The 25,378-nt window shown below is 74.5% G+C and carries 24 protein-coding genes; 11 read left to right on the forward strand and 13 right to left on the reverse strand.

The features are described from left to right. Window positions 1–669 (reverse strand): response regulator transcription factor, encoded by a 669-nt coding sequence (locus ACYVI6_RS07980; RefSeq protein ID WP_460445862.1) that lies wholly within the window; start codon window positions 667–669, stop codon window positions 1–3. A gap of 160 nt (window positions 670–829) precedes the next feature. On the opposite strand from ACYVI6_RS07980, the gene ACYVI6_RS07985 reads away from it, so the two are divergent. From ACYVI6_RS07985 to ACYVI6_RS08000, 4 genes are all read left to right on the forward strand, one after another. Beyond that, complete coding sequence (locus tag ACYVI6_RS07985; protein WP_460445863.1) at window positions 830–1,588, forward strand: amino acid ABC transporter ATP-binding protein; 759 nt, start codon at window positions 830–832, stop codon at window positions 1,586–1,588. 67 nt (window positions 1,589–1,655) lie between these two features. After that, window positions 1,656–2,567 carry a glutamate ABC transporter substrate-binding protein gene (locus ACYVI6_RS07990; protein WP_460445864.1) on the forward strand — a complete coding sequence of 304 codons (912 nt, stop codon included), beginning with the start codon at window positions 1,656–1,658 and terminating at the stop codon, window positions 2,565–2,567. A 94-nt stretch (window positions 2,568–2,661) separates the two neighbouring features. Continuing rightward, a complete protein-coding gene (locus ACYVI6_RS07995; protein ID WP_460445882.1) occupies window positions 2,662–3,306 on the forward strand; it encodes an amino acid ABC transporter permease in 645 nt (214 codons plus the stop codon). Next, window positions 3,303–4,154, forward strand: a complete 852-nt coding sequence (locus tag ACYVI6_RS08000; protein WP_460445865.1) for an amino acid ABC transporter permease — start codon at window positions 3,303–3,305, stop codon at window positions 4,152–4,154. Before ACYVI6_RS07995 ends, ACYVI6_RS08000 begins: the two co-directional genes overlap by 4 nt. Before the next feature lie 174 nt (window positions 4,155–4,328). Here the strand turns inward: ACYVI6_RS08000 and ACYVI6_RS08005 are convergent, their stop codons facing one another. Together ACYVI6_RS08005 and recA are read right to left on the reverse strand one after the other, a co-directional pair. After that, window positions 4,329–4,910 (reverse strand): regulatory protein RecX, encoded by a 582-nt coding sequence (locus ACYVI6_RS08005; RefSeq protein ID WP_460445866.1) that lies wholly within the window; start codon window positions 4,908–4,910, stop codon window positions 4,329–4,331. A gap of 7 nt (window positions 4,911–4,917) precedes the next feature. Beyond that, on the reverse strand, window positions 4,918–5,964 hold the full coding sequence (gene recA / locus ACYVI6_RS08010) for a recombinase RecA (RefSeq protein WP_460445867.1): 1,047 nt from the start codon (window positions 5,962–5,964) through the stop codon (window positions 4,918–4,920). A gap of 213 nt (window positions 5,965–6,177) precedes the next feature. Here recA and ACYVI6_RS08015 point away from each other — a divergent pair, with 213 nt between their 5' ends. After that, on the forward strand, window positions 6,178–6,438 hold the full coding sequence (locus ACYVI6_RS08015; protein WP_284290985.1) for a DUF2277 family protein: 261 nt from the start codon (window positions 6,178–6,180) through the stop codon (window positions 6,436–6,438). Between the two features lie 59 nt (window positions 6,439–6,497). Here ACYVI6_RS08015 and ACYVI6_RS08020 read toward each other — a convergent pair whose 3' ends face one another. The 3 genes from ACYVI6_RS08020 to ACYVI6_RS08030 are packed head-to-tail and all read right to left on the reverse strand — an operon-like array spanning window position 6,498 to window position 9,060. After that, a complete protein-coding gene (locus tag ACYVI6_RS08020; RefSeq protein ID WP_460445868.1) occupies window positions 6,498–7,268 on the reverse strand; it encodes an ABC transporter permease in 771 nt (256 codons plus the stop codon). Then, window positions 7,268–8,086: an ABC transporter permease gene (locus tag ACYVI6_RS08025; protein WP_460445869.1), complete on the reverse strand. Its 819-nt coding sequence runs from the start codon at window positions 8,084–8,086 to the stop codon at window positions 7,268–7,270. Before ACYVI6_RS08025 ends, ACYVI6_RS08020 begins: the two co-directional genes overlap by 1 nt. Then, window positions 8,086–9,060 (reverse strand): ABC transporter ATP-binding protein, encoded by a 975-nt coding sequence (locus ACYVI6_RS08030; protein WP_460445870.1) that lies wholly within the window; start codon window positions 9,058–9,060, stop codon window positions 8,086–8,088. The genes ACYVI6_RS08025 and ACYVI6_RS08030 overlap by 1 nt, the downstream gene beginning before the upstream one ends. A gap of 143 nt (window positions 9,061–9,203) precedes the next feature. Between ACYVI6_RS08030 and ACYVI6_RS08035 the strand changes: the two genes are divergently transcribed. Beyond that, on the forward strand, window positions 9,204–10,145 hold the full coding sequence (locus ACYVI6_RS08035) for a L,D-transpeptidase family protein (protein ID WP_460445871.1): 942 nt from the start codon (window positions 9,204–9,206) through the stop codon (window positions 10,143–10,145). 12 nt (window positions 10,146–10,157) lie between these two features. Here ACYVI6_RS08035 and ACYVI6_RS08040 read toward each other — a convergent pair whose 3' ends face one another. Further along, a complete protein-coding gene (locus tag ACYVI6_RS08040) occupies window positions 10,158–10,409 on the reverse strand; it encodes a DUF3046 domain-containing protein (RefSeq protein ID WP_460445872.1) in 252 nt (83 codons plus the stop codon). A gap of 86 nt (window positions 10,410–10,495) precedes the next feature. Here ACYVI6_RS08040 and ACYVI6_RS08045 point away from each other — a divergent pair, with 86 nt between their 5' ends. Together ACYVI6_RS08045 and ACYVI6_RS08050 are read left to right on the forward strand one after the other, a co-directional pair. After that, window positions 10,496–15,232 (forward strand): ATP-dependent helicase, encoded by a 4,737-nt coding sequence (locus tag ACYVI6_RS08045; protein ID WP_460445873.1) that lies wholly within the window; start codon window positions 10,496–10,498, stop codon window positions 15,230–15,232. A gap of 342 nt (window positions 15,233–15,574) precedes the next feature. After that, the gene (locus ACYVI6_RS08050) at window positions 15,575–16,474 is read left to right on the forward strand and encodes a DNA-formamidopyrimidine glycosylase family protein (protein WP_460445874.1); all 900 of its coding nucleotides are present in this window, start codon (window positions 15,575–15,577) and stop codon (window positions 16,472–16,474) included. A gap of 427 nt (window positions 16,475–16,901) precedes the next feature. Here ACYVI6_RS08050 and ACYVI6_RS08055 read toward each other — a convergent pair whose 3' ends face one another. The 4 genes from ACYVI6_RS08055 to rimO all read right to left on the reverse strand — a co-directional run bounded on the left by ACYVI6_RS08055 (window position 16,902) and on the right by rimO (window position 20,289). Beyond that, on the reverse strand, window positions 16,902–17,204 hold the full coding sequence (locus ACYVI6_RS08055) for a helix-turn-helix domain-containing protein (RefSeq protein WP_460445875.1): 303 nt from the start codon (window positions 17,202–17,204) through the stop codon (window positions 16,902–16,904). A 202-nt stretch (window positions 17,205–17,406) separates the two neighbouring features. Then, window positions 17,407–17,964 (reverse strand): CinA family protein, encoded by a 558-nt coding sequence (locus ACYVI6_RS08060; protein WP_460445883.1) that lies wholly within the window; start codon window positions 17,962–17,964, stop codon window positions 17,407–17,409. A 187-nt stretch (window positions 17,965–18,151) separates the two neighbouring features. After that, window positions 18,152–18,754 carry a CDP-diacylglycerol--glycerol-3-phosphate 3-phosphatidyltransferase gene (pgsA, locus tag ACYVI6_RS08065; RefSeq protein WP_284290987.1) on the reverse strand — a complete coding sequence of 201 codons (603 nt, stop codon included), beginning with the start codon at window positions 18,752–18,754 and terminating at the stop codon, window positions 18,152–18,154. A gap of 26 nt (window positions 18,755–18,780) precedes the next feature. After that, complete coding sequence (gene rimO / locus ACYVI6_RS08070) at window positions 18,781–20,289, reverse strand: 30S ribosomal protein S12 methylthiotransferase RimO (protein ID WP_460445876.1); 1,509 nt, start codon at window positions 20,287–20,289, stop codon at window positions 18,781–18,783. Window positions 20,290–20,327: 38 nt separating this feature from the next. On the opposite strand from rimO, the gene ACYVI6_RS08075 reads away from it, so the two are divergent. From ACYVI6_RS08075 to ACYVI6_RS08085, 3 genes are all read left to right on the forward strand, one after another. Beyond that, window positions 20,328–20,672, forward strand: a complete 345-nt coding sequence (locus ACYVI6_RS08075) for a hypothetical protein (protein ID WP_460445877.1) — start codon at window positions 20,328–20,330, stop codon at window positions 20,670–20,672. Between the two features lie 123 nt (window positions 20,673–20,795). Then, entirely contained in the window at window positions 20,796–21,491 is a 696-nt protein-coding gene (locus tag ACYVI6_RS08080) for a hypothetical protein (protein ID WP_284287495.1), read from the forward strand. Next, entirely contained in the window at window positions 21,488–22,603 is a 1,116-nt protein-coding gene (locus tag ACYVI6_RS08085) for an SGNH/GDSL hydrolase family protein (RefSeq protein ID WP_460445878.1), read from the forward strand. The genes ACYVI6_RS08080 and ACYVI6_RS08085 overlap by 4 nt, the downstream gene beginning before the upstream one ends. Before the next feature lie 18 nt (window positions 22,604–22,621). Here ACYVI6_RS08085 and ACYVI6_RS08090 read toward each other — a convergent pair whose 3' ends face one another. After that, window positions 22,622–23,515 carry a helix-turn-helix domain-containing protein gene (locus ACYVI6_RS08090; RefSeq protein ID WP_460445879.1) on the reverse strand — a complete coding sequence of 298 codons (894 nt, stop codon included), beginning with the start codon at window positions 23,513–23,515 and terminating at the stop codon, window positions 22,622–22,624. Between the two features lie 140 nt (window positions 23,516–23,655). Then, on the reverse strand, window positions 23,656–25,378 hold a 1,723-nt coding region (locus ACYVI6_RS08095), incomplete at its 5' end, for a DNA translocase FtsK (protein WP_460445880.1).

A 25,378-nucleotide genomic window follows, 5' to 3' on the forward strand; every position in this document is an offset into this window, starting at 1 on the left:
CTACCCCTGCCCGAGCCGGTACCCGACCCCGCGCACCGTCTCGATCAGGTGCGGCGCCGCCGTCTTCGACCGGATCGACGCCACGTGCACGTCGAGCGTGTGCTGGTCGCCGCCCGCCGTCTGCCACACCTCCGACAGCAGCCGCTCGCGCCGCACCACGAGCCCGCGGTCGCCGGCCAGCACCTCGAGCACCGCGAGCTCCTTCGGCGTGAGCGCCACCTCGCGCCCCGCCGAGCGCACCACCCGCTGCGCGAAGTCGATCTCGACGTCACCCACCCGCAGCCGGTCCGGCACGTCCGCCGCCGGCTCGGCGACCCGCGTGCGACGGACGACGGCGTGGATGCGCGCCATCAGCTCGCGGACGTCGAACGGCTTGACCAGGTAGTCGTCCGCGCCGAGGTGCAGCCCGTGCACGCGGGCGCGGACGCCGGAGCGGGCCGTCGTGATGAGGATGGGCACGTCGCGCACCGCCCGCAGCCGGGTGCACAGGTCGAACCCGTCGCCGTCCGGCAGGCCGAGGTCGACGAGCACGACCTCGGTGCGCGGCCCGAAGCGCTCGAGCGCCTGGGCCACGCCGCCCGCGCGGGTGACGACGAAGCCGTGCCGGGAGAGCAGGTCGCCGAGGGCCGCCGCGCCGCGGTCGTCGTCCTCCACGAGGAGCACCTGCACCGCTCGAACGTAGCACCGGCCGCCGACGGTGTGACGCGCACGTTTCGTGACCTCAACGCAGGCTCAAGAACGTGGATGCGTGCCGGAGGGCACGTCTAGTGTCCCCGCAACCGATGCGCCCGGGCCGACCCCCGGATCGCCGACCCACCCCGGAGGACACGTGACCGAGACCGGCGCGAGCCGTCGTCCGCTCGTCGTGCTCGACGGCGTCGACAAGCACTTCGGTGCGCTGCACGTGCTCAAGCACGTCGACCTGTCGGTCGGCGAGGGCGAGGTCGTGGTCGTCATCGGGCCGTCTGGCTCGGGCAAGTCCACGCTGTGCCGCACGATCAACCGGCTCGAGACCATCGACGCCGGCACCATCACCCTCGACGGCCGGCCGCTGCCCAGCGAGGGCAAGGAGCTGGCCCGGCTGCGCGCCGACGTCGGCATGGTGTTCCAGTCGTTCAACCTGTTCGCGCACAAGACCGTGCTCGACAACGTGACGCTCGGGCCGACCCGGGTGCGCGGCACCTCGAAGGCCGACGCCGAGGCGCGAGGCCTCGAGCTGCTCGAACGGGTCGGCGTCCACGAGCAGGCGGGCAAGTACCCCGCGCAGCTGTCGGGCGGCCAGCAGCAGCGCGTCGCCATCGCGAGAGCCCTGGCGATGGACCCCAAGGTGATGCTCTTCGACGAGCCGACGTCGGCGCTCGACCCGGAGATGATCAACGAGGTGCTGGACACCATGACCTCGCTGGCCCGGTCGGGCATGACGATGGTCGTCGTCACCCACGAGATGGGGTTCGCCCGCCGGGCCGCCGACCGCGTGGTCTTCATGGCCGACGGCGAGATCGTCGAGCAGGCCGAGCCCGAGACGTTCTTCACCGCGCCGCGCTCCGACCGCGCCAAGGACTTCCTGTCGAAGATCCTCAGCCACTGAGGCCCCGGTCCCCACCGTCCCCGCCGTTCCCACCGTTCCGACGCACCACGACGAGACGAGGCACCACATGCACCTGCGGACCAGCCACCTCCTGCTGGCCGGAGCCGCCGCCGCGGCCCTGGCCCTCACCGGCTGCGGCAAGGAGGGCACGCCGGCCGCCGCCGGCGGCGCCTCCGACGCCTGCGCCGGCTCGGGCGTGACGTTCACGCCCGCGAAGCCGGACGTCAGCGGCAGCCCGACGTTCGACAAGATCTCCGGCGCCGGCGCGGTGAAGGTCGGCGTCAAGGCCGACCAGCCCAACCTCGGCTACAAGGACACCAGCGGCAAGCGCTGCGGCTTCGACATCGAGATGGCCCAGCTCGTCGCGGCCGGCCTGGGCGTCGACCCGGCCAAGATCCAGTACACCGAGATCCCCTCGGCGAACCGCGAGTCGGCGCTGCAGGGCGGCCAGATCGACTACTACGTGGGCACCTACTCGATCACCGACGAGCGCAAGCAGAAGGTCTCGTTCGCCGGCCCGTACTTCGTGGCCGGCCAGGACCTGCTGGTACGCGAGGACGAGAGCGCGATCACCGGCAAGGACACGCTGAAGGGCAAGAAGGTCTGCTCGGCCACCGGCTCGACGCCGATCCAGAAGGTGCGCGACGAGGGCCTCACCGAGCCCTCGAACATCGTCGAGTTCAAGACCTACTCCGAGTGCGTGTCGCAGCTGCTCGACAAGAAGGTCGACGCGGTGACGACGGACGACGCCATCCTCAAGGGCTTCGCGGCTCGCAGCCCCGAGCAGCTGAAGGTCGTCGGGAAGCCGTTCAGCGAGGAGAAGTACGGCATCGGCCTGCCGAAGGGCGACACCGCCTTCACGAAGGCGGTCTCGGACGTGCTGCAGAAGTCCTTCGACGACGGCACGTGGCAGAAGGTCTACGACGGCACGCTGGGCAAGTCGGGCTCTCCCGCGACGCCGCCGAAGCTCGACTCCTGAGCCGCGAGCGGGCCGGCGGTCACCCCCGCCGGCCCGTCCGCCGTCCCCTGCACACCCACCACCCGACGGAGGGAGAGCCGACGTGGGCGAGTTCCTGAGCGTCCTGACCGAGAACGGCGGGCTGTTCGCGAGCTTCTTCTGGACCGGCATCCGGCTGTTCGCCGTCGGCGCCGTCGGCGCGCTGGTGCTCGGCATCGTGCTCGCGTCGATGCGGGTGTCGCCGGTGCCGGCGCTGCGCACGGTCGGGGGGCTGTACGTCAGCACGGTGCGCAACACCCCGCTGACGCTGGTGCTGGTGTTCTGGGGGTTCGCGGTGCCGAAGCTCGGCATCCCCATCGACTACTTCCCCGCGGCGTGCGTCGGGCTCGTGCTCTACACCGCCGGCTTCGTCTGCGAGGCGGTGCGCTCGGGCATCAACACCGTGCCGACCGGTCAGGCGGAGGCCGCTCGGGCGCTCGGCCTGCCGTTCGGCGCGGTGCTCACCGAGGTCGTGCTGCCGCAGGCGCTGCGGGCCAGCGTGCCGCCGCTGGTCAGCGTGCTGATCGCGCTGCTGAAGAACACCACGGTCGCGACGGCGGTCAACGTGCAGCAGGCCGGCTCGCTGCCCGACTACCTCAGCGAGCGCGGCGCCAACCAGCTCTTCGTGAACGCCTGGATCGCGATCGTCTTCATCGCGCTGGTGACCCCGTTGGCGCTGGCGCAGCGGGCGGCCGAGCGACGGACGGCGGTGGCGGCGTGAGCGGGGCGAGCGTGCTCTTCGACGCGCCGGGGCCGCGGGCCCGTCGCCGGCACCGGCTCATCGGGGTCGTCTCGCTGCTGATGACGCTGGCACTGGTCGGCGTCGTGGTCGGGCTCATGGTGGCGACCGACCAGTTCTCGGCGACGCGGATCGCGCAGCTGCAGTACGCGCAGATCCAGCGCGCGCTGCTCGACGGCTACCTGGCGACGCTGAGGGCCGCTGGTCTGGCCGCCGTGCTGGCGCTGCTGCTCGGCGCCGTGCTCGCCTCGGGACGGCTGTCGGAGCACGGGTGGCTGCGCCGTCCGGCGACGGTGGTGGTCGAGTTCTTCCGCGCCGTGCCGCTGCTGATCCTGATGTTCTTCTTCTACTACGGGTCGCTGGAGTACGGGCTCGGGATCAGCCCGATGTGGTGCGTGGTGCTCGGGTTGACGCTCTACAACGGCTCGGTGCTGGCCGAGGTGTTCCGCGCCGGCGTCGTCGCGGTGCCCCGCGGTCAGCGGGAGGCCGCGCTGGCCGTCGGTCTGCGGCCCGCGCAGGTGCTGCGGCTGGTGCTGCTGCCGCAGGCGGTGCGCAGCATGCTGCCCTCGATCGTCAGCCAGCTCGTGGTGCTGCTCAAGGACACCGCGCTCGGCTTCATCGTGACCTACTCCGAGCTGCTGTACGTGGCCAAGCAGATCGGTGGCCGCATCGACTTCGACTTCCCCTACGTCGTCACCTACCTCGTGGTGGCGGTGCTCTACATCGCGACCTGCGTCGCCCTCAGCCGGCTGGCCAGCTGGCTCGAGGGACGCGCGCGCCGGTCGCCCGCCGTCCGCACGCCCGCGGCGCAGGGGGCCGCGCCGGCGTGACCCGCCGTCGAGACCGCTGGGTCTCGACGGCTCCTGGACCGGCGGTGCGTGCCGGTCGGCCCGGCCTCGCGCCGCCCGACCGGCCGCGCCGTCGTATCGGCCGACACCATCGGCACGCGGCGCCGGGGTGCTCACCGCGAGGTGAGCTGACCCGGCCTCGGGGGGCCAACCGCCTCACTCGATCGGCGCGGCCTCGTCGGCGAGCTCTGCGGCGCGTTCACCGAGCACCTCGCGCACGATCTCGTAGGCGACGCCGGCGCCGTAGCCCTTGCGGGCCAGCAGCCCGGCCAGTCGCTGTGCCTGCTTGTCGGGCGGCAGCCGTTCGATGCTGCGCAACCGGGCGGTCACCAGGCGCCGGGCAGCCGCCCGCTCGGAGTCGTCGGTGACGACCTCGAGCGCTGCGTCGGCGACGTCGCGGTCGACGCCCTTGGTGCGCAGCTCGTGCGCCAGGGCACGTCGGGACAGGCCGCGCTGCTCGTGGCGCGAGCGCACCAGCAGCTCGGCGAAGGCCGGGTCGTCGACCAGACCGACGTCCTCGAAACGGTCGAGCACCTTGGCCGCCACCTCGTCGGTGGCACCTCGCTTGGCCAGAGCCTCGGCCAGCTGGTGACGTGACCGCGGCGCCATCGTCAGCTGCCGCAGGACGATGCCGCGCGCGACCGACTCGGGGTCGGCCTCGGGGGTCTCGTCCGCCGTCCCGCCCGGCGTGGGCCCGTCGGGCCCACGCCGGGTGCGGCGTCGTCGCTGGTCACTCATCTCCGGCCTAGAAGTCGACCTTGACCTCGGCGACCTCGTCGGCCGGGGCGTCGACGCGCGGGCCGACGCCCAGCTTCTCCTTGATCTTCTTCTCCAGCTCGTTGGTCAGGTCGGGGTTGTCGCGCAGGAAGGACCGCGCGTTCTCCTTGCCCTGGCCGAGCTGATCGCCGTCGTAGGTGTACCAGGCACCCGACTTGCGGACGAAGCCGTGCTCGACGCCCATGTCGATCAGGCCGCCCTCGCGGGAGATGCCCTGCCCGTAGAGGATGTCGAACTCGGCCTGCTTGAAGGGCGGGGCCATCTTGTTCTTCACGACCTTGCAGCGCGTGCGGTTGCCGACCGGGTCGGTGCCGTCCTTCAGCGTCTCGATGCGACGCACGTCGAGGCGCACCGAGGCGTAGAACTTCAGCGCCTTGCCGCCGGTCGTCGTCTCGGGCGAGCCGAACATGACGCCGATCTTCTCGCGCAGCTGGTTGATGAAGATCGCGGTCGTCTTGGAGTTGCTCAGGGCGCCGGTGATCTTGCGCAGCGCCTGCGACATGAGGCGCGCCTGCAGACCGACGTGGCTGTCGCCCATCTCGCCCTCGATCTCGGCGCGGGGCACGAGCGCCGCCACCGAGTCGATGACGATGATGTCGAGGGCGCCCGACCGGATGAGCATGTCGGCGATCTCGAGCGCCTGCTCACCGGTGTCGGGCTGCGAGACGAGCAGCGCGTCGGTGTCGACGCCGAGCTTCTGCGCGTAGTCGGGGTCGAGCGCGTGCTCGGCGTCGATGAAGGCCGCGATGCCGCCGGCGCGCTGGGCGTTGGCCACGGCGTGCAGCGCGACGGTCGTCTTGCCCGAGGACTCCGGGCCGTAGATCTCGACGACGCGACCACGCGGGAGGCCGCCGATGCCGAGGGCGATGTCGAGGGCGACCGAACCGGTCGGGATGACCTCGATCGGTGCGCGGACGTCGTCGCCCAGGCGCATGACCGAGCCCTTGCCGAACTGCTTGTCGATCTGCGCGAGCGCGGTGTCGAGCGCCTTCTCGCGGTCTGCGGGAGCGGGCATGCGGTCCTCACCTCTGGGGTCGCGGTCGGGGCTGCCGACCGGCTGTTCGTCGTTCCGTCGAGAGAGACGCTAGGCGGCGCCACCGACAGCGGCCGAGGTCGACGCGCTGCTGTGGACGACCGCTGCCGTCCCCGTCCTGTGGAACGGTACCCGAACACGTGTTCGAGACAGGGCTGTGGACGCGGCGTGTCGCGGCGTGGTCCCATCGTGGGCATGTGCCGGAGCATCAAGACCCTGCGCGAGCCGTTCACCGACGACGTCACCGCCGACGACGTGCACGCGGCCGCCCTGCAGTACGTCCGCAAGATCAGCGGCTTCCGCGCCCCCGCCGCGCACAACAGGGCGGTGTTCGACGCGGCCGTCGAGGCGGTCGCTGCGGCGACCACCGCGCTGCTCGACGGCCTCGAGGTGCGCGGCCAGCACGACGGACGCACCCACACGCACGCCGACGGCCGCACCCACGCGCACGCCTGACCCCGAGCCGGTGGCGAGGGGGCGCCGTCCCGCGACCAGCGGGGCCGCGTGACCGCCCGTCAGCGCAGCAGCAGGGCCGAGAGCCGGCGGCTGGTGACGGTCAGCCCCACCGCGCCCATGGCGACGAGCACCAGCGCGTGCCAGAGGAGGTTCGCGCCCACGTCGCCGAGCACGAGGCCGCGCTCGATGACGACGCCGTGGTACAGCGGGGACAGCTGCACCAGCCAGCGCAGCGCCACCGGGTAGGTCTCGACCGGGAAGAACGTGCCCGACAGCAGGGTGAGCGGCACCAGCGCCATCTGGATGTAGTCGAAGTCCTGGAAGTTGCGGATCCAGGTCGTCGCCGCCATGCCCACGGCGGAGAAGACGAAGCCGATCAGGGTCGCCGCCGGGACGGCGAGCACCGCCCACCAGCTCGTCGTCAGGCCCAGCGCGACCGACACCAGCAGGAACCCGACCACGTAGGCCCCGGCCCGCAGCAGCGACCACGCCATCTCGCCCACCGCGATGTCGCGCGGGCCGACCGGCGTCGCCAGCATGGCGTCGAACGTGTGCATGTAGCGCAGCTTGAAGAACATGTTGTATGTCGCGTCGAAGACGGCGCCGTTCATGGCCGACAGCGCGAGCATCGCCGGCGCCATGAACTGGGCGTACGTCACCGTGCGGCCGTCGCCGAGCGTCACGCTGTCGATGAGCGCCCCCAGCCCGAGGCCGAGGGACGCCAGGTAGAAGACCGGCTCGAGGAACCCGGTGAGGAACGCGACCCACTGGCGCCGGTAGGTCATGACGTTGCGCTCGACGACCGTGCCGGCCAGCGCGAGCGACAGCACTAGACCACCATCCGGCGTCGCAGCGCCCGGGTGGCGAGCACCCAGCCGGCAGCCACCCAGACCAGCAGGTAGGCGACGTGCCCGACGTCCGCCCAGCCCGACCAGGTGCCGAGCGTGGCGTCGCGGGCCAGGCTCGACCCGTGCCAGAGCGGCACCACCCAGGCGAGCGGCTCGAGCCAGTCGGGCAGCTGCGACACCGGGAAGAAGGTGCCGCTGAACAGGAACATGGGGATCAGCACCAGCCGGAACACCAGCGTGAACGACACGTCGCTCTCGGCGCGGGCTGCGACGGCGAACATCGGGCCGGTGTACGCGGCGGTCACCAGCACCACGGCCAGCAACGACAGGACGCCCCAGGCCGACGGGATCGCTCGCAGCGGCACCGCGACGACGAGGAAGACCACGGCGAACGCCAGCGACTGCAGCACGGTGATGACCGCGTGCCCCAGCACGACCGCCTGGCTCGACACGGGGCTGGCGAGCATCGCGTGGTACTGCCGCGACCACTTGATCGAACCGAGCACCGGGTACGACGACGCACCCACCGCGTGCTGCATCGCCGTGGCCACGAGCACCCCGGGCGCGATGAACTGCACGTACGGGACGCCGTCGACGCCCTGGCCCGTGGAGCCGTCGACCAGGGACCCCAGCCCGTACCCCATCGCCCCGAGGTACAGCAGCGGCGAGACGAACCCGCTGAACGCCATGCCGCGCCACGTGCGGCGCCACACCGTCAGGTGGTACGCCAGCACGCGCCCGGCCGACCGCACGACGCCGGGCTCGGCCGGCACCTCGACGGGACGCTCGACGGTCGACATCAGTCGACCAGCGTGCGGCCGGTGAGGCGGAGGAAGACGTCCTCCAGCGTGCTGCGCCGGGTGAGCACCGACAGCGGCCGCAGGCCCCGCTCGACCACGGCGGACGTCGTCGCGTCGCCGTCGTCGGTGTAGAGCAGCAGGCGGTCGGGCAGGACCTCGACCCGCTGGGCCAGGCCCTCGACCTGCTCGGCGAACGGCGCGAGCTCCTCCTCGGCGAACCGCAGCTCGAGCACCTCGCGAGTGGAGTACCGCTCGATGAGCGACCGCGGGCTGCCCTCGGCGACGATGCGCCCGCCGTCCATCACCACCAGCCGGTCGCAGAGCTGCTCGGCCTCGTCCATGTAGTGCGTGGTGAGCACCAGGGTGACGCCGCGCCGCTTCAGCCGGAACAGCCGGTCCCACAGCACGTGCCGGGCCTGCGGGTCGAGGCCGGTCGTCGGCTCGTCGAGCAGCAGGATCTCGGGGTCGTTGACCAGCGAGCGCGCGATGGTCAGCCGGCGCTTCATGCCGCCCGACAACGGCTCGACGATGCTGTCGGCGCGGTCGACGAGGTTCGCGAACTCCAGCAGCTCGTCGGCGCGCCGACGGCACTCGGCACGGGACAGGCCGAAGTAGCGCCCGTAGATCAGCAGGTTGTCGCGGACGGTCAGCTCGCCGTCGAGCGAGTCCTGCTGGGGCACGACCCCGAGGCGCGCCCGGATCTGCGCGCCCTCCCGGCGCGGGTCGCGACCGAGGATCCGCAGCGTGCCGCCGGTGGGCGGCGACACGCAGCCGATCATCCGCATGGTCGAGGACTTGCCCGCGCCGTTCGGGCCGAGGAAGCCGAACGCCTCGCCCCGCCGCACCTGCACGTCGATGCCGTCGACGGCCGCGAAGTCCCCGAACTCCTTGCGCAGCCCGACGGCCTCGACGAGCACCTCGGTCGAGGTGCCTGCCGAGGAGGCCGGTGCGGCGGCGGGTGCTGGGTCGCTCACCCGGCAAACCCTAGGGCCGACCACCGACAGCCGCGACGGGATTCGCGTCCGACGCGGCCGGGACGCAACCAGACGGTCGGCTGACGCGTCTACATTGACGAGCGGTCCACCCGGACCACGACCCCGAGCCACGAGGGCTGCCCATGCGACGCACCACGACCGTCCGGCGCACCACCACCGCCGGAGCACTCGCCCTGGCGACGGTGCTGGCCGGCTGCGGAGCCACCCAGGGCGCCCGCGAGGCCGGGCCCGCGGCGACGCAGACGGTCACCGCCGCACCGACGACCACCACCTCGTCCGACACCTCCGAGCCCGCCGCCGAGCCGACGTCCGACCAGCCGACGACGTCCGCCCCCAGCGCGTCGCCCGAGGCGACCGCCACCGCCACCGCGACCGCGACCGCCTCCACCACGCCCGCGGCGCCCACGGGCACGCCGAGCGCGACCCCGACCGGCGGTGCCACGAAGGACGACGAGCCGGACGCCGAGGCCGAGACCCTGCGGGCCGGTGCGAAGGGCCCGCAGGTCACGAAGGTGCAGCAGCAGCTGGTCGCCCTCGGGTACTGGCTCGGCACACCGGACGGCCAGTACGGCTCGAGCACGCAGCAGGCGGTGATGGCCCTGCAGAAGGCGGCGGGCATCGGGCGGGACGGCACGCTCGGGCCGCGCACGCGCAAGGCCCTCGCGGCCGGCGTCCGACCGGCGGTGCGCACCACGAGCGGGAACGCCATCGAGATCGACCTGAAGCACCAGCTGCTCATGGTGGTCGAGGGCGGCCGGCTGGTGAACGCCTTCAACACCTCGACCGGCAGCAACGGCACGTACGTGTCGGAGGGGACGACGTACCGGGCCTACACGCCGAAGGGCACCTTCAGCGTGGTGCGGCAGATCGACGGCAAGCGGGTCAGCAAGCTCGGTGAGCTGTGGCGGCCGAAGTACTTCTTCCAGGGCTGGGCGTTCCACGGGTCGAACAGCATCCCGGGGTACCCCGCCTCGCACGGCTGCGCGCGCCTGTCGAACGCGGCCATCGACCACCTCTGGTCGAGCGGCGACGCACCGGCTGGGCGCAAGGTCATCGTGTACTGAGGCGCCGGGCGGTCAGCCGGCGGCGCGACCCGACCGCCCGGAGGCGCGCCGGTGCGGGTCGTCGCGACCCCAGCGGCGCTCGGCCGGCACGTCCATGGCGTCGCACAGCGCGAACCACACCGTGCGGGGGTCCTCGCCCGCGTCGAGCGCGGCGACGGCGGTGCGGTCGCCGAGCGCGTGCACGTGCTGCTCGCTGGCGACGGACCGGGCGTACCCCGCCCCGAACTCGTCGTCCATGAGCTGCCAGAACTCGCTGCGCCGCACCCGCAGAGCATGGCACGCGGCCACCGGACCGCGTCACGGGACGTCGTCGGCCTGGCGTTGTCGGTGGCGGCTGGCAGCATCGGCACGTGGCCGACCCGCTGAGCGACTTCTCCCCCGCGACCCGTGCGTGGTTCGAGGGCGCGTTCCGCGAGCCCACGCCCGCGCAGGCCGGGGCCTGGTCGGCCATCTCCCGCGGTGAGCACGCGCTGGTCGTCGCACCGACCGGATCCGGCAAGACGCTGTCGGCGTTCCTGTGGGCGCTCGACCGGCTGGCCGCCACACCGCCCCCGGCGGAGCCCAACCGACGCTGCCGGGTGCTCTACGTCTCGCCGCTGAAGGCGCTGGCGGTCGACGTCGAGCGCAACCTCCGCTCGCCGCTCACCGGTATCCGCCAGGCCAGCTCGCGGCTGGGGCTGCCCGAGCCCCAGGTGTCGGTCTCGGTGCGGTCGGGCGACACCCCGGCCGCCGAGCGGCGGGCCTTCGCGCGCACGCCGTCCGACGTGCTGATCACGACGCCCGAGTCGCTCTTCCTCCTGCTCACCTCGCGCGCCCGCGAGCAGCTGGCCGGCGTGGAGACGGTGATCCTCGACGAGGTGCACGCGGTGGCCGGCACCAAGCGCGGCGCGCACCTGGCCCTGACCCTCGAGCGGCTCGACGCCCTGCTCGAGAAGCCGGCGCAGCGCGTCGGGCTGTCGGCGACGGTGCGCCCGGTCGACGAGGTCGCACGGTTCCTCGCCGGCGGCCGCCCGGTGAGCATCGTCCAGCCGACCTCGACCAAGCAGTTCGACCTGCGCGTCGTCGTCCCCGTGCCCGACCTCGGCGCGATCGGCGAACCGACCGACGACCTGTCCGGGCCGGCCGCGGGCGACCCGCAGCGCGCCTCCATCTGGCCGCACGTCGAGGAGCGGGTCGTCGACCTGGTGTCGCAGCACCGGTCGACGCTGGTGTTCGCCAACTCCCGGCGGCTCGCGGAGCGGCTCACCGCACGGCTGAACGAGGTGTGGGAGGAGCGGCTGGCCGGTCCGGCGGACGGCGGCGAGAGCGGGGACGGCGCGGTCGTCGACCTCTCCGCGGCCCCGGCCCCGGGCCCGGCCCCCGCGACTGCGCCGACCCGCGCGCCGGCGCAGGTGATGGCGCAGGCGGGTGCCTCGACGGGCGCGCCCTCGGTGCTCGCGCGGGCGCACCACGGGTCCGTGAGCCGCGAGCAGCGCTCGCTCATCGAGGAGGACCTGAAGGCCGGGCGGCTGCCCGCCGTGGTCGCGACCAGCTCGCTCGAGCTCGGCATCGACATGGGCGCGGTCGACCTGGTCGTGCAGGTCGAGTCCCCGCCCAGCGTGGCCTCGGGCCTGCAGCGCGTCGGTCGCGCCGGGCACCAGGTCGGCGCCGTCTCGCGCGGGGTGCTGTTCCCCAAGTTCCGGGGCGACCTGGTGCAGACGGCGGTCGTCGTCGAGCGGATGCGGGCGGGCGCCATCGAGGCGCTGCGGGTGCCGGCCAACCCCCTCGACGTGCTGGCCCAGCAGGTCGTCGCGATGGTCGCGATGGACGAGTGGACGGTCGACGACCTGCAGCGGCTGGTGCAGCGGGCCGCGCCGTTCGCCGCGCTGCCGCGCACGGTGCTCGAGGCGGTGCTCGACATGCTGGCCGGCCGCTACCCCAGCGAGGAGTTCGCCGAGCTGCGGCCGCGGCTGGTCTGGGACCGCCACGGCGACGTGCTCACCGCGCGGCCGGGCGCCCAGCGACTCGCCGTCACCAGCGGCGGCACCATCCCCGACCGCGGCCTGTACGGCGTCTTCCTCGCGACCGGCGAGGGACCCGGGCGGCGCGTCGGCGAGCTCGACGAGGAGATGGTCTACGAGTCGCGCGTCGGCGACGTGTTCACCCTCGGCTCGTCGTCGTGGCGCATCGAGGACATCACGCACGACCGGGTGCTCGTCACGCCGGCTCCCGGGGTGCCCGGCAAGCTGCCGTTCTGGCACGGCGACGCCCTCGGGCGCCCGGCCGAGCTGGGACGGGCCGTCGGGGCGTTCGTGCGCGAGGTGGTCGGCCTCAGCGAGTCCGACGCGCGGGCGCGGGTGTCCGAGGCGGGGCTCGACGAGTGGGCCACCGACAACCTGCTCTCCTACCTCGGCGAGCAGCGCGAGGCCACCGGGCACGTGCCCGACGACCGCACGCTGATCGTCGAGCGGTTCCGCGACGAGCTGGGCGACTGGCGCGTCGTGCTGCACTCCCCCTTCGGTGCGCAGGTGCACGCCCCCTGGTCGCTGGCCATCGCGGCACGCATGCGCGAACGGTTCGGGGTCGACGTGCAGGCGATGCACGGCGACGACGGCCTGGTCATCCGGCTGCCCGACGTCGAGCTCGAGGGAGGCGCCGCGCCCGAGGTCGCCGACCTGGTGCTGCTCGAGCCCGACGACGTCGCCGAGCTGGTCACCAACGAGATCGGCAGCTCGGCGCTGTTCGCCTCCCGGTTCCGCGAGTGCGCCGGTCGGGCGCTGCTGCTTCCCCGCCGACGTCCGGGGCAGCGCTCGCCGCTGTGGCAGCAGCGTCAGCGCGCCGCACAGCTGCTCGAGGTCGCCAGCGGCTACCCGTCGTTCCCGATCGTGCTCGAGACCGTGCGCGAGTGCCTGCAGGACGTGTTCGACGTCCCGGGGCTCGTCGAGCTCATGCGCGACCTGCAGGCCCGCCGGGTGCGGCTGGTCGAGGTCGAGACGCAGCGCCCGTCGCCGTTCGCCCGCAGCCTGCTGTTCGGGTACGTCGCGCAGTTCCTGTACGAGGGCGACTCACCGCTGGCCGAACGCCGCGCCGCCGCGCTGGCCCTCGATCCGACGCTGCTGTCCGAGCTGCTGGGCGGCGAGGGCGCGGCCCTGCGCGAGCTGCTCGACCCGGAGGCGGTCGAGCGCACCGAGCAGGAGCTGCAGCACCTGGCCGAGACCCGCCGCACCCGCGACGCCGAGGACGTCGCCGACCTGCTGCGCGTGCTGGGTCCGCTGTCGACGGCCGAGGTCGCCGAGCGGTCGCAGCACCCCGAGTCGGCGGCCGAGTGGCTGACCGGGCTCGAGCAGGCCCGCCGGGTGATCGCCGTCCGCATCGCCGGTGAGGACCGGTGGGCCGTCGTCGAGGACGCCGGCCGGCTGCAGGACGCGCTCGGCACCCCGCTGCCGGTCGGACTGCCCGAGGCGTTCCTCGAACCGGTGCCCGACCCGCTCGGCGAGCTGGTCGCCCGCTACGCCCGCACGCGCGGTCCGTTCACCACCGCCCAGCTGGCCGCCCGCTTCGGACTGGGCACGGCCGTCGCGGCGACCGCCGTCCGCCGCCTGGTGGGCACCGGCCGGCTGGTCGAGGGCGAGCTGCGACCGGGCGGCACCGGGCTGGAGGTCTGCGACGCCGAGGTGCTGCGCACGCTGCGCCGGCGTTCGCTGGCCGCCTTGCGGCAGCAGGTCGAGCCGGTGCCCGCGGCCGATCTCGCGCGCTTCGTGCCGGCCTGGCAGGGGGTGGGCGCCTCCGCCGCCGACGGCAGCCGCTGGCGCGGGGAGGACGGCCTGCTGCGGGCCGTCGACCAGCTGGCGGGCGCGCTGGTGCCCGCCAGCGCGCTGGAGACGCTGGTGCTGCCCAGCCGGGTGGCCGGCTGGTCGCCCGGGCTGCTCGACCAGCTGACGGCCACCGGTGAGGTGCTGTGGTCGGGGCACGGGTCGTTGCCCGGCGACGACGGGTGGGTCAGCCTGCACCTCGCCGACACCGCGCACCTGACCCTCCCCGAGGAGGGTGAGCTCGAGCTCGGGCCGCTGCACCAGGCGGTGCTCGACGCGCTGGGCGGCGGTGGTGCCTACTTCTTCCGACCGCTGGCCGACACCGTGGGTGCACCCGACGACGCGACGCTCACCGAGGTGCTGTGGGACCTCGTGTGGGCCGGCCGCATCACCGGCGACACGCTCGCGCCGCTGCGAGCCCGGTTGGCCGGCGGCCGCACCGCCCACAAGACGACGCGCAGCGGACCCCGCTCGAGCCGCTACAGCGGCCGCCGGCCCGGCCGCCCGCGGCTGGGGTCGATGACCGGGCCGCTTGCCACCGCGTCGGTCGGCGGCCGAGCAGGGGTCCGCGGCGGACCCCCGACCACCGCCGGCCGCTGGTCTGCGCTGCCCGAGCGCGAGCCGCAGGTGACGGTGCGCTCCGCCGCGATCGCCGAGCAGCTGCTCGAACGGCACGGGGTCGTCACCCGCGGCGCCGTCGTCGCCGAAGGGGTGCCGGGCGGGTTCGCCGGCGTCTACCGGGTGCTGTCGGCGTTCGAGGACGCCGGCCGCGTGCGGCGCGGTTACTTCGTCGAGGGCCTGGGGGCAGCGCAGTTCTCCACACCCGGAGCCGTCGACCGGCTGCGGGCCATCGGCGACGGCGCGGCGGGGGCGCTCGTCGTGGCCGCAGCCGATCCGGCCAACCCCTACGGCGCGGCGCTGCCCTGGCCGGAACGGTCGCAACCCACCCCCGGCAGCGCAGCCGAAGCCGACGAGCCGGAGCCCGCGAGCGCCGGCCGACGGGGTCAGCACAAGCCGGGCCGCAAGGCCGGCGCGCTCGTCGTGCTGCACGGCGGCGAGCTGGTGCTCTACGTCGAGCGGGGTGGCCGCACGCTGCTGTCGTACACCGACGACCCCGAGCGACTCGGCGCCGCAGCCGACGCCCTCGCGCTCGCCGTCCGCGAGGGGGCGCTGGGGCGGCTCACCGTCGAGCGGGCCGACGGGGCCGGGCTGCTCGGGTCCGACCACCCGCTCGTCGCGGCGCTCGGCGCGGCCGGCTTCCACACCACCCCCCGCGGCCTGCGGCTGCGCGGCTGACCTGCAGGTGCTGACGGACAGGGGCACGGCCGACCCGGCAGGCGGCACCTGACCTGGCCGGTGCCGCCGGAACCGGCCGGTGACCGTTGCTGTCCCCTGGTGCGAGGCCGAGCCGGTCGGTACGTATCGGGCGAGTGGATGCACGGCCGAGCGAGTCGGTGCACGGCCGAGCGAGTCGGTGCACGGCCGAGCGCGTGATTGCCCGGCCGAAGCGTCCGTGCGCGAGAGAGGTCCGTGCGCGCGCGGGCGAGTCGTTGCGCACGAGCGAGCCGGTGCGAGGTCGAGCGGGTCAGCGACGGCGCCCCTGGTGCGGCGCGCTCCCCCGTGCCCGACGATGGCCGGGTGCCTGAGGGAGACGTGGTCTGGCGGACGGCCGACCGGCTGCACCGCGCGCTCGCCGGCCGGGAGCTCACCACGTGCGACTTCCGCTGGCCGTCGATCGCCACGATCGACCTGAGCGGGCGCACCGTGCTCGAGGTGGTGTCGCGAGGGAAGCACGTGCTGTGCCGCATCGACGGCGACCCGCCGGTCACCGTGCACAGCCACCTGCGCATGGAGGGCTCGTGGCACGTGCACCGCACCGGTGGGCCGTGGGGGTCGGCCCGCACCGAGCACGAGGTGCGAGCGGTGCTCGCCAACGCCGAGTGGACCGCGGTCGGCCACAAGCTCGGCATGCTCGACGTCGTCCCCACCGCCCAGGAGCCGCAGCTGGTCGGTCACCTCGGACCCGACGTCCTGGGCGCCGACTGGGACCCGGACGCGGTGCTCGCGACGATGCGGGCCGACCCGCAGCGCACCGTCGGCGAGACCCTGCTCGACCAGCGGGTGCTCGCGGGCGTCGGCACCATGTTCATGGCGGAGGCGCTGTTCCTGCGCGGCGTCACACCCTGGACGCCGGTCGCCGACGTCGACACCGGCGGCGGGCTCGAGGCGCTGCTCGACCTCGAGCACCGGCTGCTCGACCTGAACCGCGAGCGGGCGGTGCAGGTGACCACGGGCGACGCCCGGCCCGGCCGCGACAAGTGGGTGCACGGCCGCTCCGGCCGCCCCTGCTGGCGGTGCGGGACGACGGTGCGCGTGGCCCCCGTCGGTCCGCCGCCGACCGACCGCACCGGCTTCTACTGCCCCAGCTGTCAGCAGGGCCCGCGCCCCACCGACGACGGTCGCACGCAGCGCCCCCTCGGGTCGGGAGCCCGCTCGCGGCGCGGTGCCGGCGGACGTCGCGAGCCCCGCTACCGCTGACGCTCGGCCCACGCCCCGCACCCGTCCGGCCGGTCCACGCAGATGCCCTGCCCCGGGCCCCTCGCCTCGGCGCGAGACGTCCTGCCGAGCCGCCACTTCTGGGGCACCCAGGTCGCGGAGCGTGCCCCGAACGTGGCAACTCGGCGGGAGTGCGTGCGCGGGACGGGGAGGGCGTGCACGTGGCCGAGATGCGACTCGTGGTGGACCGGCCGGACCGGGGGGCAACCACTGGTCTCATCTCGGCACCGAGGGCGACGGCTGGCCACACGGCCACCGGCCCGCTCGAGGCGGCGCAGTGCGGACGCCGGCAGGTGCTGGCCGGACCGGTGCCGACGGTCGTGGGCAGACCGGTCGGCGCACGACGGGCCGGGCAGCACGAAGCCGCCGGCACGGGGCCGGCGGCTTCGTGGAGCGGGTGGGGCTGAGCTCAGGCGGCGCTGACCAGGCCGGTGGCGCGGGCCGGGACGGGCAGGGAGGCGACGCCGGCCTCGGTGCGCTCGGTCTCGGCGACGCGCTCGCTGACCTGGCTGAGCACGATCGACATGGGGAGCTCGAGGGCGCCGCAGATGGAGGCGAGCAGCTCGCTCGAGGCCTCCTTCTGGCCGCGCTCGACCTCGCTGAGGTAGCCGAGGGAGACGCGGGCAGCGGCGGAGACCTCGCGCAGCGTGCGGCGCTGCTGCTGCCGCTCTTCGCGCAGCACGTCGCCCAGCTCTTGGCGGAGCAGCACCATGACGCCTCCCTGACTCGTCGTCGTCGCGGACCGGCCGGTGCAGGCCGGGTGCGGCGACACAGGCAACCGTACCCCGTGGTGGGTCTGCAACGGGTGCCCGGACGGCCGTGTCCGCCCGGAGCGGACGGCGCGACCATCCACTCGGCTCAACGTCCGTGGTGCCCACCGTCTTCCGACGGGAGGGGTGGCCGCGCGGGCGGTCTCAGCCGGCCTCGGCCACGCGCGCCGCGAGCAGCCGCGGCACGTCGTCGCCGGTGCGCAGCCGCACCGGCTCGAGACCGGACGCCGGACCCGACGCGTCGTACGCGACGGCGACCGGGCCCGCGGAGCCCGCCGCACCGGCGACGGCGACGTAGACGGTGCCGGCGGGCCGGCCGTCCTGCGGGTCGGGGCCGGCGACGCCGGTGGTGGCGATCCCCCAGTCGGCGCCGAGCCGGTCGCGCACGCCGAGGGCCATGGCGCGGGCGACGTCGGGGTGCACCGCGCCCTCGCGCGCCAGGAGGTCGGCGTCGACGCCGAGCAGGGCGTGCTTCAGGTCGGTCGCGTAGCTCACGACCCCACCGCGGTAGGCGGCCGAGACGCCCGGCACGGCGGTCAGGGCGGCGCCCAGCATGCCGCCGGTCAGCGACTCGGCGGTGGCGACGGTGGCTCCGGCGGCCAGCAGGGTGCGGGCCGCGTCGGCGGCCGCGTCGGCGAGCGCCTCACGGAGCTCGGGCAGCGGGTCGGGGCCGTCGTCGGGGGGCAGCGGGGCCAGCGGCAGCGTCACGGGCACACCGTCCCGCGGCCGCGCGGCCGCGGGCCACCCGTCCGCGCAGAGCCCGAAGGTCGCCACGACACGAGCGCGCGCCGCCCGGGAAGGGGCACCGCTGGGCCGCCCGCGTGCGGCGGGTGCGCTCGCGGCCGCGGCGCGGCCGGACCCGACACGAGCGCCAGCCGCCCCGGAAGGGTCACGGCCGGGCCGCCCGCTTGCGGCGGGTGCGCTCGCTGCCGCGGCGCAGGCGGACGGCGCGGGCGACGTAGTCGAGGCCGGTGACCACTGTGACGAGCACGGCGACCGCCATGACGACCCACGCGAGCACGTGCAGGGCGCCCGAGAGCGGCAGCACGAACAGCCCGATCGCGACGACCTGCAGCAGCGTCTTGGCCTTGCCGCCGCGGCTGGCCGGGATCACGCCGTGCCGGATGACGACGAAGCGCAGGGCCGTGACGCCGAGCTCGCGCACCAGCACCACGACGGTGATCCACCACGGCAGGTCGCCGATCAGCGACAGCCCCACCAGGGCCATGCCGATGAGCGCCTTGTCGGCGATGGGGTCGGCGATCTTGCCGACGTCGGTGACGGTGTCCTGCCGGCGGGCGACCTCGCCGTCGACCCGGTCGGTGACCGACGCGAGCGCGAAGGCGCCGAAGGCGAGCAGCCGCCAGCCGGTCGAGCGGCCGTCGTCGTGCAGCAGCAGCCACCCGAACAGCGGCACCAGCGCGACGCGGAACCCGGTCAGGCCGTTCGCGAGGTTCCACGGGCTGGCGGCCGGGCTGGGCGGCGTCGCCATCGCGTCGAGCGGTTCGTCGACGCCGGTCACGACCCGGCCCGGCGCGACGCGGGCCCGCACTGCTCGGCGAGCAGGTCGACGCCCTCGTGCGCCACCACCCGGGCGGGCACGACGTCGCCGGGACGCAGGTCGCCGGCGGGAAGCGTGGTGGTGCCGTCGACGTCGGGGCCCTGCTGCTCGGCGCGCCCCTCGGCGACCAGCGTGCCCTCGCCCTCGTCGTGCAGCTCCTCGACGAGCACCTGCACGACGCTGCCGACGCGCTCGCCGGCGCGCTGGTCGGTGAGCTGCTCGACGAGGTCGGTGACCCGGGCGAGGCGCTCGGCGACCACCTCGTCGGGCAGCTTGCCGTCGTAGGACTCCGCCTCGGTGCCGTCCTCGTCGGAGTACCCGAACACGCCGACGACGTCGAGCCGCGCGGCCTGCAGGAACCGCTCGAGCTCGGCGACGTCGTCGTCGGTCTCGCCGGGGAAGCCGACGATGACGTTGGACCGGACGCCGGCCTCCGGGGCCGCCGCACGCACCTGCTCGAGCAGGCCGAGGAACGCCTCGGTGCCACCGAACCGGCGCATCCGGCGCAGCAGCGGCGCCGACGCGTGCTGGAACGACAGGTCGAAGTACGGGACGACGCCGGGCGTGCTGGTCATCGCCTCGAGCAGGCCGGGCCGCATCTCGGCGGGCTGCAGGTACGACACCCGCACCCGGTCGACGCCGTCGATCGCGGCCAGCTCGGGCAGCATCGTCTCGAGCAGCCGCAGGTCGCCGAGGTCCTTGCCGTACGAGGTGGAGTTCTCGCTCACCAGGAACAGCTCGCGCACGCCCTGCTCGGCGAGCCAGCGGGCCTCGGTGAGCACGTCGGCCGGCCGCCGCGACAGGAACGCGCCGCGGAACGAGGGGATCGCGCAGAACGCGCAGCGCCGGTCGCAGCCGCTGGCGATCTTCAGCGGCGCCCACGGCCGCCCGTCGAGCCGGCGGCGCACCACCCTCGGGCCGGACGCCGGGGCGACGCCCTCGGGCAGGTCGAGCACGGGCGCGGGCGCGACGGGCAGCGCCGACCCACCCGGCTGGCCGTGCCCGGGCACCGCGACGCCCTGCTGGCCCTGGCGGGTCGCGGGGCTCAGCGGCAGCAGCTGCCGGCGGTCGCGCGGGGCGTGCGAGGCGGGGCGCTCGCCGTGCAGCACCGCCCCGAGGTGGCTCGACAGGTCGGCGTAGGAGTCGAACCCGAGCACGGCGTCCGCCTCGGGCAGGCTCGCGGCCAGCTGCTCGCCGTAGCGCTCGGCCAGGCAGCCGACGGCGACGACGGCCGACGTCCGCGACCCGGCGTCGTCGCGCAGCTGGGAGGCCTCGAGCAGCGCGTCGACGGAGTCCTTCTTGGCCTGCTCGACGAAGCCGCAGGTGTTGACGACGGCGACGTCGGCGTCGGCCGCGTCGTCGACGAGGGTCCACCCCTGCTGCTCGAGCCGGCCGGCGAGCTCCTCGGAGTCGACCTCGTTGCGGGTGCAGCCCAGCGTCACGAGGGCGACGGTGCGAGCGGGCATGCCCCCAACTGTAGATGGGGGGTGGCACACTGCCCGCCATGCCCGGCCAGTCGACCGACCGCGCGACCGGCACGCGGCGCCCCGGGGGGTGGCCGGCGACCGTCTGCCTGGTGGCCGCGGCGGTCGCCGTCCCGCTGCTGGTGGTGGGCGTCGGGCGGCAGGTGTTCTTCGAGCGCACGGTGACCGCCACGAGCCGCGCGTCGTCCGGCGCGACGCTGGTCACGATGGGCGTCGGCATGCTGCTGCTCGGCGGCGCCGGGGTGCTGGCCGCCCGGCGCGCCGCCCGCGACGGCCGGCCCTCGCGCGCCGGCGTCGTGCTGGCCGTGCTGTGCGTGCTCTGGCCGGCCTGGCTGCTCTTCGTGCAGTGGTACGACCACCGCTGAGGCCCACCCGCGACTAGGCCCCAGGGCCCGGCTCGGCGCGGCCGATCCCGGTCGCAGGGCCCATCCCCCGTGCCCGATTCGTCCCTAGGCTCGCCGCACAGGCGCCGCTGCAGGGAGGCACGGGTGGGACACGTCGCACGGCTCGGACGGCTCGTGGTGGTCACGGCGCTGCTGGGGGCGGTCTGCGCCTGCGGCACCGGCGGACCCGCGACGGAGGGGGTCGCCGGTGCCGCGGGCGACGCGCAGCCCAGCGGGTCCCCCACGGGGTCGCCCGGCGCCGGCCAAGGCGCCACCACCAGCGAGGCGCTGCAGCCGCTGCTGGTCGACGCGACCCGGCTGCCGGACGGGTTCCGCGAGAGCACCGGACAGGCCGCGCCGGGCTACCGGATGACGCTGTGCGGGGTCGACCTCGAGCCGCGGCCGCCCGCCGAGACCGCGACGCGGCGGTTCGCCCGCAGCGGCGTCGGACCGTTCGTCGAGCAGCGCGTGCGGCGCTACGGCGACGACAGCCAGGCCGAGGTGCTGGTCGCGATGCGCCAGGCGCTGCGCTCCTGCGGGGAGACCAGCGCCACCGACCCGGCGTCCGGCGCGTCGACGACGATGCGCGTGCGGCCGCTGCAGCTGCGGCAGTTCGCCGACGACTCGGTGGCCTGGCACCAGGAGGCCGTCGACCGGCCGGTGCCCACCGACGTCGTGCTCATGCGGCGCGGCCGCACCGTCGTGCTGGTCACGTCGTACACGCTCGGCCGGGTCGGCGACGTCGGCGTCGTCGAGCAGGCGGCGACCGCCGCCGAGGCCCTGCTGCGGGACGCCGAGTGAGCACGCTGCCCCGGGTGGCGGCCGCCCGGCGCCTCGACCGGGCCGACCGGGGTGTCGGCACCCTGGAGTTCACCGGCATCGTCACGGTGGTCGCGGCGATCATCGTGCTGCTCACGACGTCGTCGACGCCGCAGCTGCTCGCGGGCCGGGTGTCGCAGGCCGTCTGCACCATCACCGGCGGCGAGCACTGCGAGGCGGCCGGCGCGGGCGGCGGCGGCCAGGCGCTCACGCCGTACGAGCAGGCCGTGTCGGGCGGGTACGTCGCCCTCGGCGACAGCTTCTCGTCGGGTGAGGGGGCCGGCGACTACGCCCCCGACAGCGACCGCGACGAGAACAGCACCTGGGACCACGTCGGGCAGTTCCTCGACGACCACCTGATCCCGGGCGACCACACCACGAAGAAGCCGGAGAACTACTGCCACCGCAGCGGCAACGCCTACGGACAGATCGTCGCCGGCAGCAACGACTTCGCGGGCGGGTCGAGCTTCGCCGCCTGCTCGGGCGCGGTCACGACGGACTTTCGCAACCCGAACGGGGGCAACGCCGACGAGCGGGCGCAGCTCGACCAGATCACGAAGGACACCTCGTTCATCACGTTCTCGGTCGGCGGCAACGACGTCGGGTTCGCCGACGTGCTGCGCGACTGCGTGTGGGACGGCGCGACCTGCCAGGGCAAGCACGACGCGAAGTTCGCGCAGGACCTCGTCGACCTCAAGCCGAAGCTCGTGCAGCTGTACCGCGACGCGCTCTCGCGCGCCGCGCCCGGTGCCCGGCTGGTCGTCGTCGGCTACCCGCAGCTGTTCCCGGACGACCCCTCCGACAGCTACCGCAACCTGCTGTACGCCGACAGCCAGGTGTGGATGAACGCCAAGGGCGCCGAGCTGAACGCGATGCTGGCCTCGGCCGCGCGCGAGGCGGGTGTGGAGTTCGTCGACCCGACCGAGGCGTTCGCCGGGCACGGCATCGGCAGCGACGACCCCTGGTTCAACGACATCGAGCTCGGCGGCCCCGGCTTCTCGCCCGTCGACCCCGGCTCGTTCCACCCGAACGCCGCCGGCCAGGCAGCGCTGGCGGCACTGGTGCAGGAGCAGCTGCGGCACCCGCGCCGCTAGCCCCGGGCCCGCTCCAGGTCAGGTGAGCGACGCGTCGCCGGGCTTGATGGTGAGGCGCTTGACCTCGCCGTTGCGCCCGGCGGCACCGACGGACTGCCCGTTGACGGTGAGCTGCACACCGCCCGCGTTGCCGAGGGTCACCTTCAGCGCGTCGGAGGCCGTGAACCGCTTCTTCTCGCCGCTGCTCAGCAGCCCGCTGAACATGGTCTCGCCGGAGGCACCGCGCACCGACACCCACGAGTCCTTGGTGGCCTTCATCGCCAGCACGACGCCGTCGGCCGGCGGCCGGGGCGCGTCGGACGTCGCCGAGCCGCCGGGTGCGGGGGCCGACGTCGGGCTCGGGGCAGGCTGCGACGTCGGGCTCGACCCGCCGGTGGGCTGCGGCGCCGAGGTGCCGGTCGTCGAGGCGGACGGCGTCACCGTGCGGGCGGGGGCCGCGATCTCGGTGGCCGGCCGGGCCGGGCCGCGCAGCTGGCCGACGAGCTGCACGACCAGCACGACGACGAGCACGCTCAGGGCGGCGCCGACGACGAGCGACCACCGCGGGCCGGAGCGCTCGAGCGGCACGCCGCTGCGCTCGAGCGGCGGGACCGGTGCGTGCGCCGGGCGGGCCGCGCTCGCCCCGCCGGCCGGTGCCGGCGTCGCGGGACGAGCCGTGCCGCCGCGCGCGGCGTAGGCGTCGAGCAGCGGGGCGGCGTCGAGGCCGACCAGTCGCGCGTAGGCCCGCAGGTGGCCGCGGGCGTAGACGTCGCCGCCGCAGAGCGAGAAGTCGTCGTCCTCGATGGCCCGCACGACCGTCTCGCGCAGGTTGATGCGCTCGGCCACCTCGGCCGTGCTCAGCCCCTGCTGCTCCCGCGCGGCGGACAGCGCCCGGCCGAGCGCGGGGCGCTCGGGCACCTGCTCGTCGCTCACGCGTGCACCGTCCCGTCCCCTGCGATCTCGACCTCGATCCTACGTGGCCGGTGGGCCCGCCGCCGCCGCGGTCACCTGTCGGACGCGACGTCCGCACGAGCCCTGCACGCGAGGGGCGCCGACCGGCGCGAGCGCGTCCGCTACTCGCGCCCGGTGAGCTCCCAGGCGTCCTCGCCGCCGGCGTCGCCGTCGACGTCGTCGACCAGGTCGTACTCGTCGTCGTCGCCGGCGGGCGCCTCGTCACCGCGCAGCATCGCCAGCGTGCCGGGCAGGTCGTCGGGCTTGACCAGCACGTCGCGGGCCTTGCTGCCCTCGCTCGGACCGACCACGCCGCGCGACTCCATGAGGTCCATGAGGCGCCCGGCCTTGGCGAACCCGACGCGCAGCTTGCGCTGCAGCATCGACGTCGACCCGAACTGGGTGGTGACGACCAGCTCGGTGGCCTGCAGCAGCAGGTCGAGGTCGTCGCCGATGTCGTCGTCGACCTGCTTCTTCGCCTGCGCGACCACCACGTCGTCGCGGTAGCTGGGCTTCAGCTGGCCCTTCACGTGCTCGACGACCTTGGTGATCTCGGACTCGGTCACCCAGGCGCCCTGCACGCGCATCGCCTTGCTGGCGCCCATCGGCAGGAACAGCGCGTCACCCTGGCCGATGAGCTTCTCGGCGCCCGGCTGGTCGAGCACGACGCGGCTGTCGGTGACGCTGCTGGTGGCGAACGCCATCCGGCTGGGCACGTTGGCCTTGATCAGGCCGGTGACGACGTCGACGCTCGGCCGCTGGGTGGCCAGCACCAGGTGGATGCCGGCGGCGCGGGCGAGCTGGGTGATGCGGACGATGCAGTCCTCGACGTCGCGCGGGGCGACCATCATCAGGTCGGCCAGCTCGTCGACGATCACCAGCAGGTACGGGTAGGGGTGGATGACCCGCTTGCTGCCGGGCAGCGGCTGCACCTTGCCGGCGCGCACCGCCTTGTTGAAGTCGTCGACGTGCTTGTAGCCGAAGTTGGCCAGGTCGTCGTAGCGCAGGTCCATCTCGCGCACGACCCACTGCAGCGCCTCGGCCGCCTTCTTCGGGTTCGTGATGATCGGCGTGATGAGGTGCGGGATGCCCTCGTAGCCGGTGAGCTCGACCCGCTTGGGGTCGACCAGCACCATGCGCACCTCGTCGGGCGTGGCCCGCATGAGGATCGAGGTGATCATCGAGTTCACGAAGCTCGACTTGCCGGCGCCGGTGGCCCCCGCGACGAGCAGGTGCGGCATCTTCGCCAGGTTCGCGACGACGTACCCGCCCTCGACGTCCTTGCCCACGCCCATGACGAGCGGGTGGCTGGCGTCGCGCGCCACCTGGCTGCGCAGCACGTCGCCGAGGCTGACCTTCTCGCGGTCGGTGTTCGGGATCTCGATGCCGATGGCGCTCTTGCCGGGGATCGGCGACAGGATGCGGACGTCGGCGCTGGCCACCGCGTAGGAGATGTTCTTGCTCAGCGCGGTGACCCGCTCGACCTTCGTGCCCTTGCCGAGCTCGACCTCGTAGCGGGTGACCGTCGGGCCGCGGGTGAAGCCGGTGACCTGGGCGTCGATGTCGAACTGCTCCAGCACGCCGCTCAGCGCCTCGACGACCCGGTCGTTCGCGGCGCTGCGGGTCTTGTGCGGCGACCCCGGGGCGAGCACCTCGTTGGCGGGCAGGGTGTAGGTGACGTCGCCGGCCAGCGCCAGCTGCTCGACGCGCTGCGGCAGCGGGTTGGTGGGCGGCGGCTCGAGGTGCGACCGCTCGGCCACGGGCTCGGGCCGGGCGGGGCGCTCTGCCTCGGCCGGACGGCGGTCGGCGGCCGGGGGCGCGGCGGGGGTGTCGGGCGAGCCGGCG

It is taken from the genome of Angustibacter aerolatus (assembly GCF_054776675.1).

Excerpts from the sequence above, each read along its gene's own strand:
- ACYVI6_RS08055 (WP_460445875.1), bottom strand. The coding sequence starts at position 17,204 with ATGGTGCTGCTCCGCCAAGAGCTGGGCGACGTGCTGCGCGAAGAGCGG.
- ACYVI6_RS07990 (WP_460445864.1), top strand. The coding sequence starts at position 1,656 with ATGCACCTGCGGACCAGCCACCTCCTGCTGGCCGGAGCCGCCGCCGCG.
- recA (WP_460445867.1), bottom strand. The coding sequence starts at position 5,964 with ATGCCCGCTCCCGCAGACCGCGAGAAGGCGCTCGACACCGCGCTCGCG.
- rimO (WP_460445876.1), bottom strand. The coding sequence starts at position 20,289 with ATGCCCGCTCGCACCGTCGCCCTCGTGACGCTGGGCTGCACCCGCAAC.
- ACYVI6_RS08075 (WP_460445877.1), top strand. The coding sequence starts at position 20,328 with ATGCCCGGCCAGTCGACCGACCGCGCGACCGGCACGCGGCGCCCCGGG.
- ACYVI6_RS08015 (WP_284290985.1), top strand. The coding sequence starts at position 6,178 with ATGTGCCGGAGCATCAAGACCCTGCGCGAGCCGTTCACCGACGACGTC.
- pgsA (WP_284290987.1), bottom strand. The coding sequence starts at position 18,754 with ATGGCGACGCCGCCCAGCCCGGCCGCCAGCCCGTGGAACCTCGCGAAC.
- ACYVI6_RS08035 (WP_460445871.1), top strand. The coding sequence starts at position 9,204 with ATGCGACGCACCACGACCGTCCGGCGCACCACCACCGCCGGAGCACTC.
- ACYVI6_RS08005 (WP_460445866.1), bottom strand. The coding sequence starts at position 4,910 with ATGAGTGACCAGCGACGACGCCGCACCCGGCGTGGGCCCGACGGGCCC.
- ACYVI6_RS08025 (WP_460445869.1), bottom strand. The coding sequence starts at position 8,086 with ATGTCGACCGTCGAGCGTCCCGTCGAGGTGCCGGCCGAGCCCGGCGTC.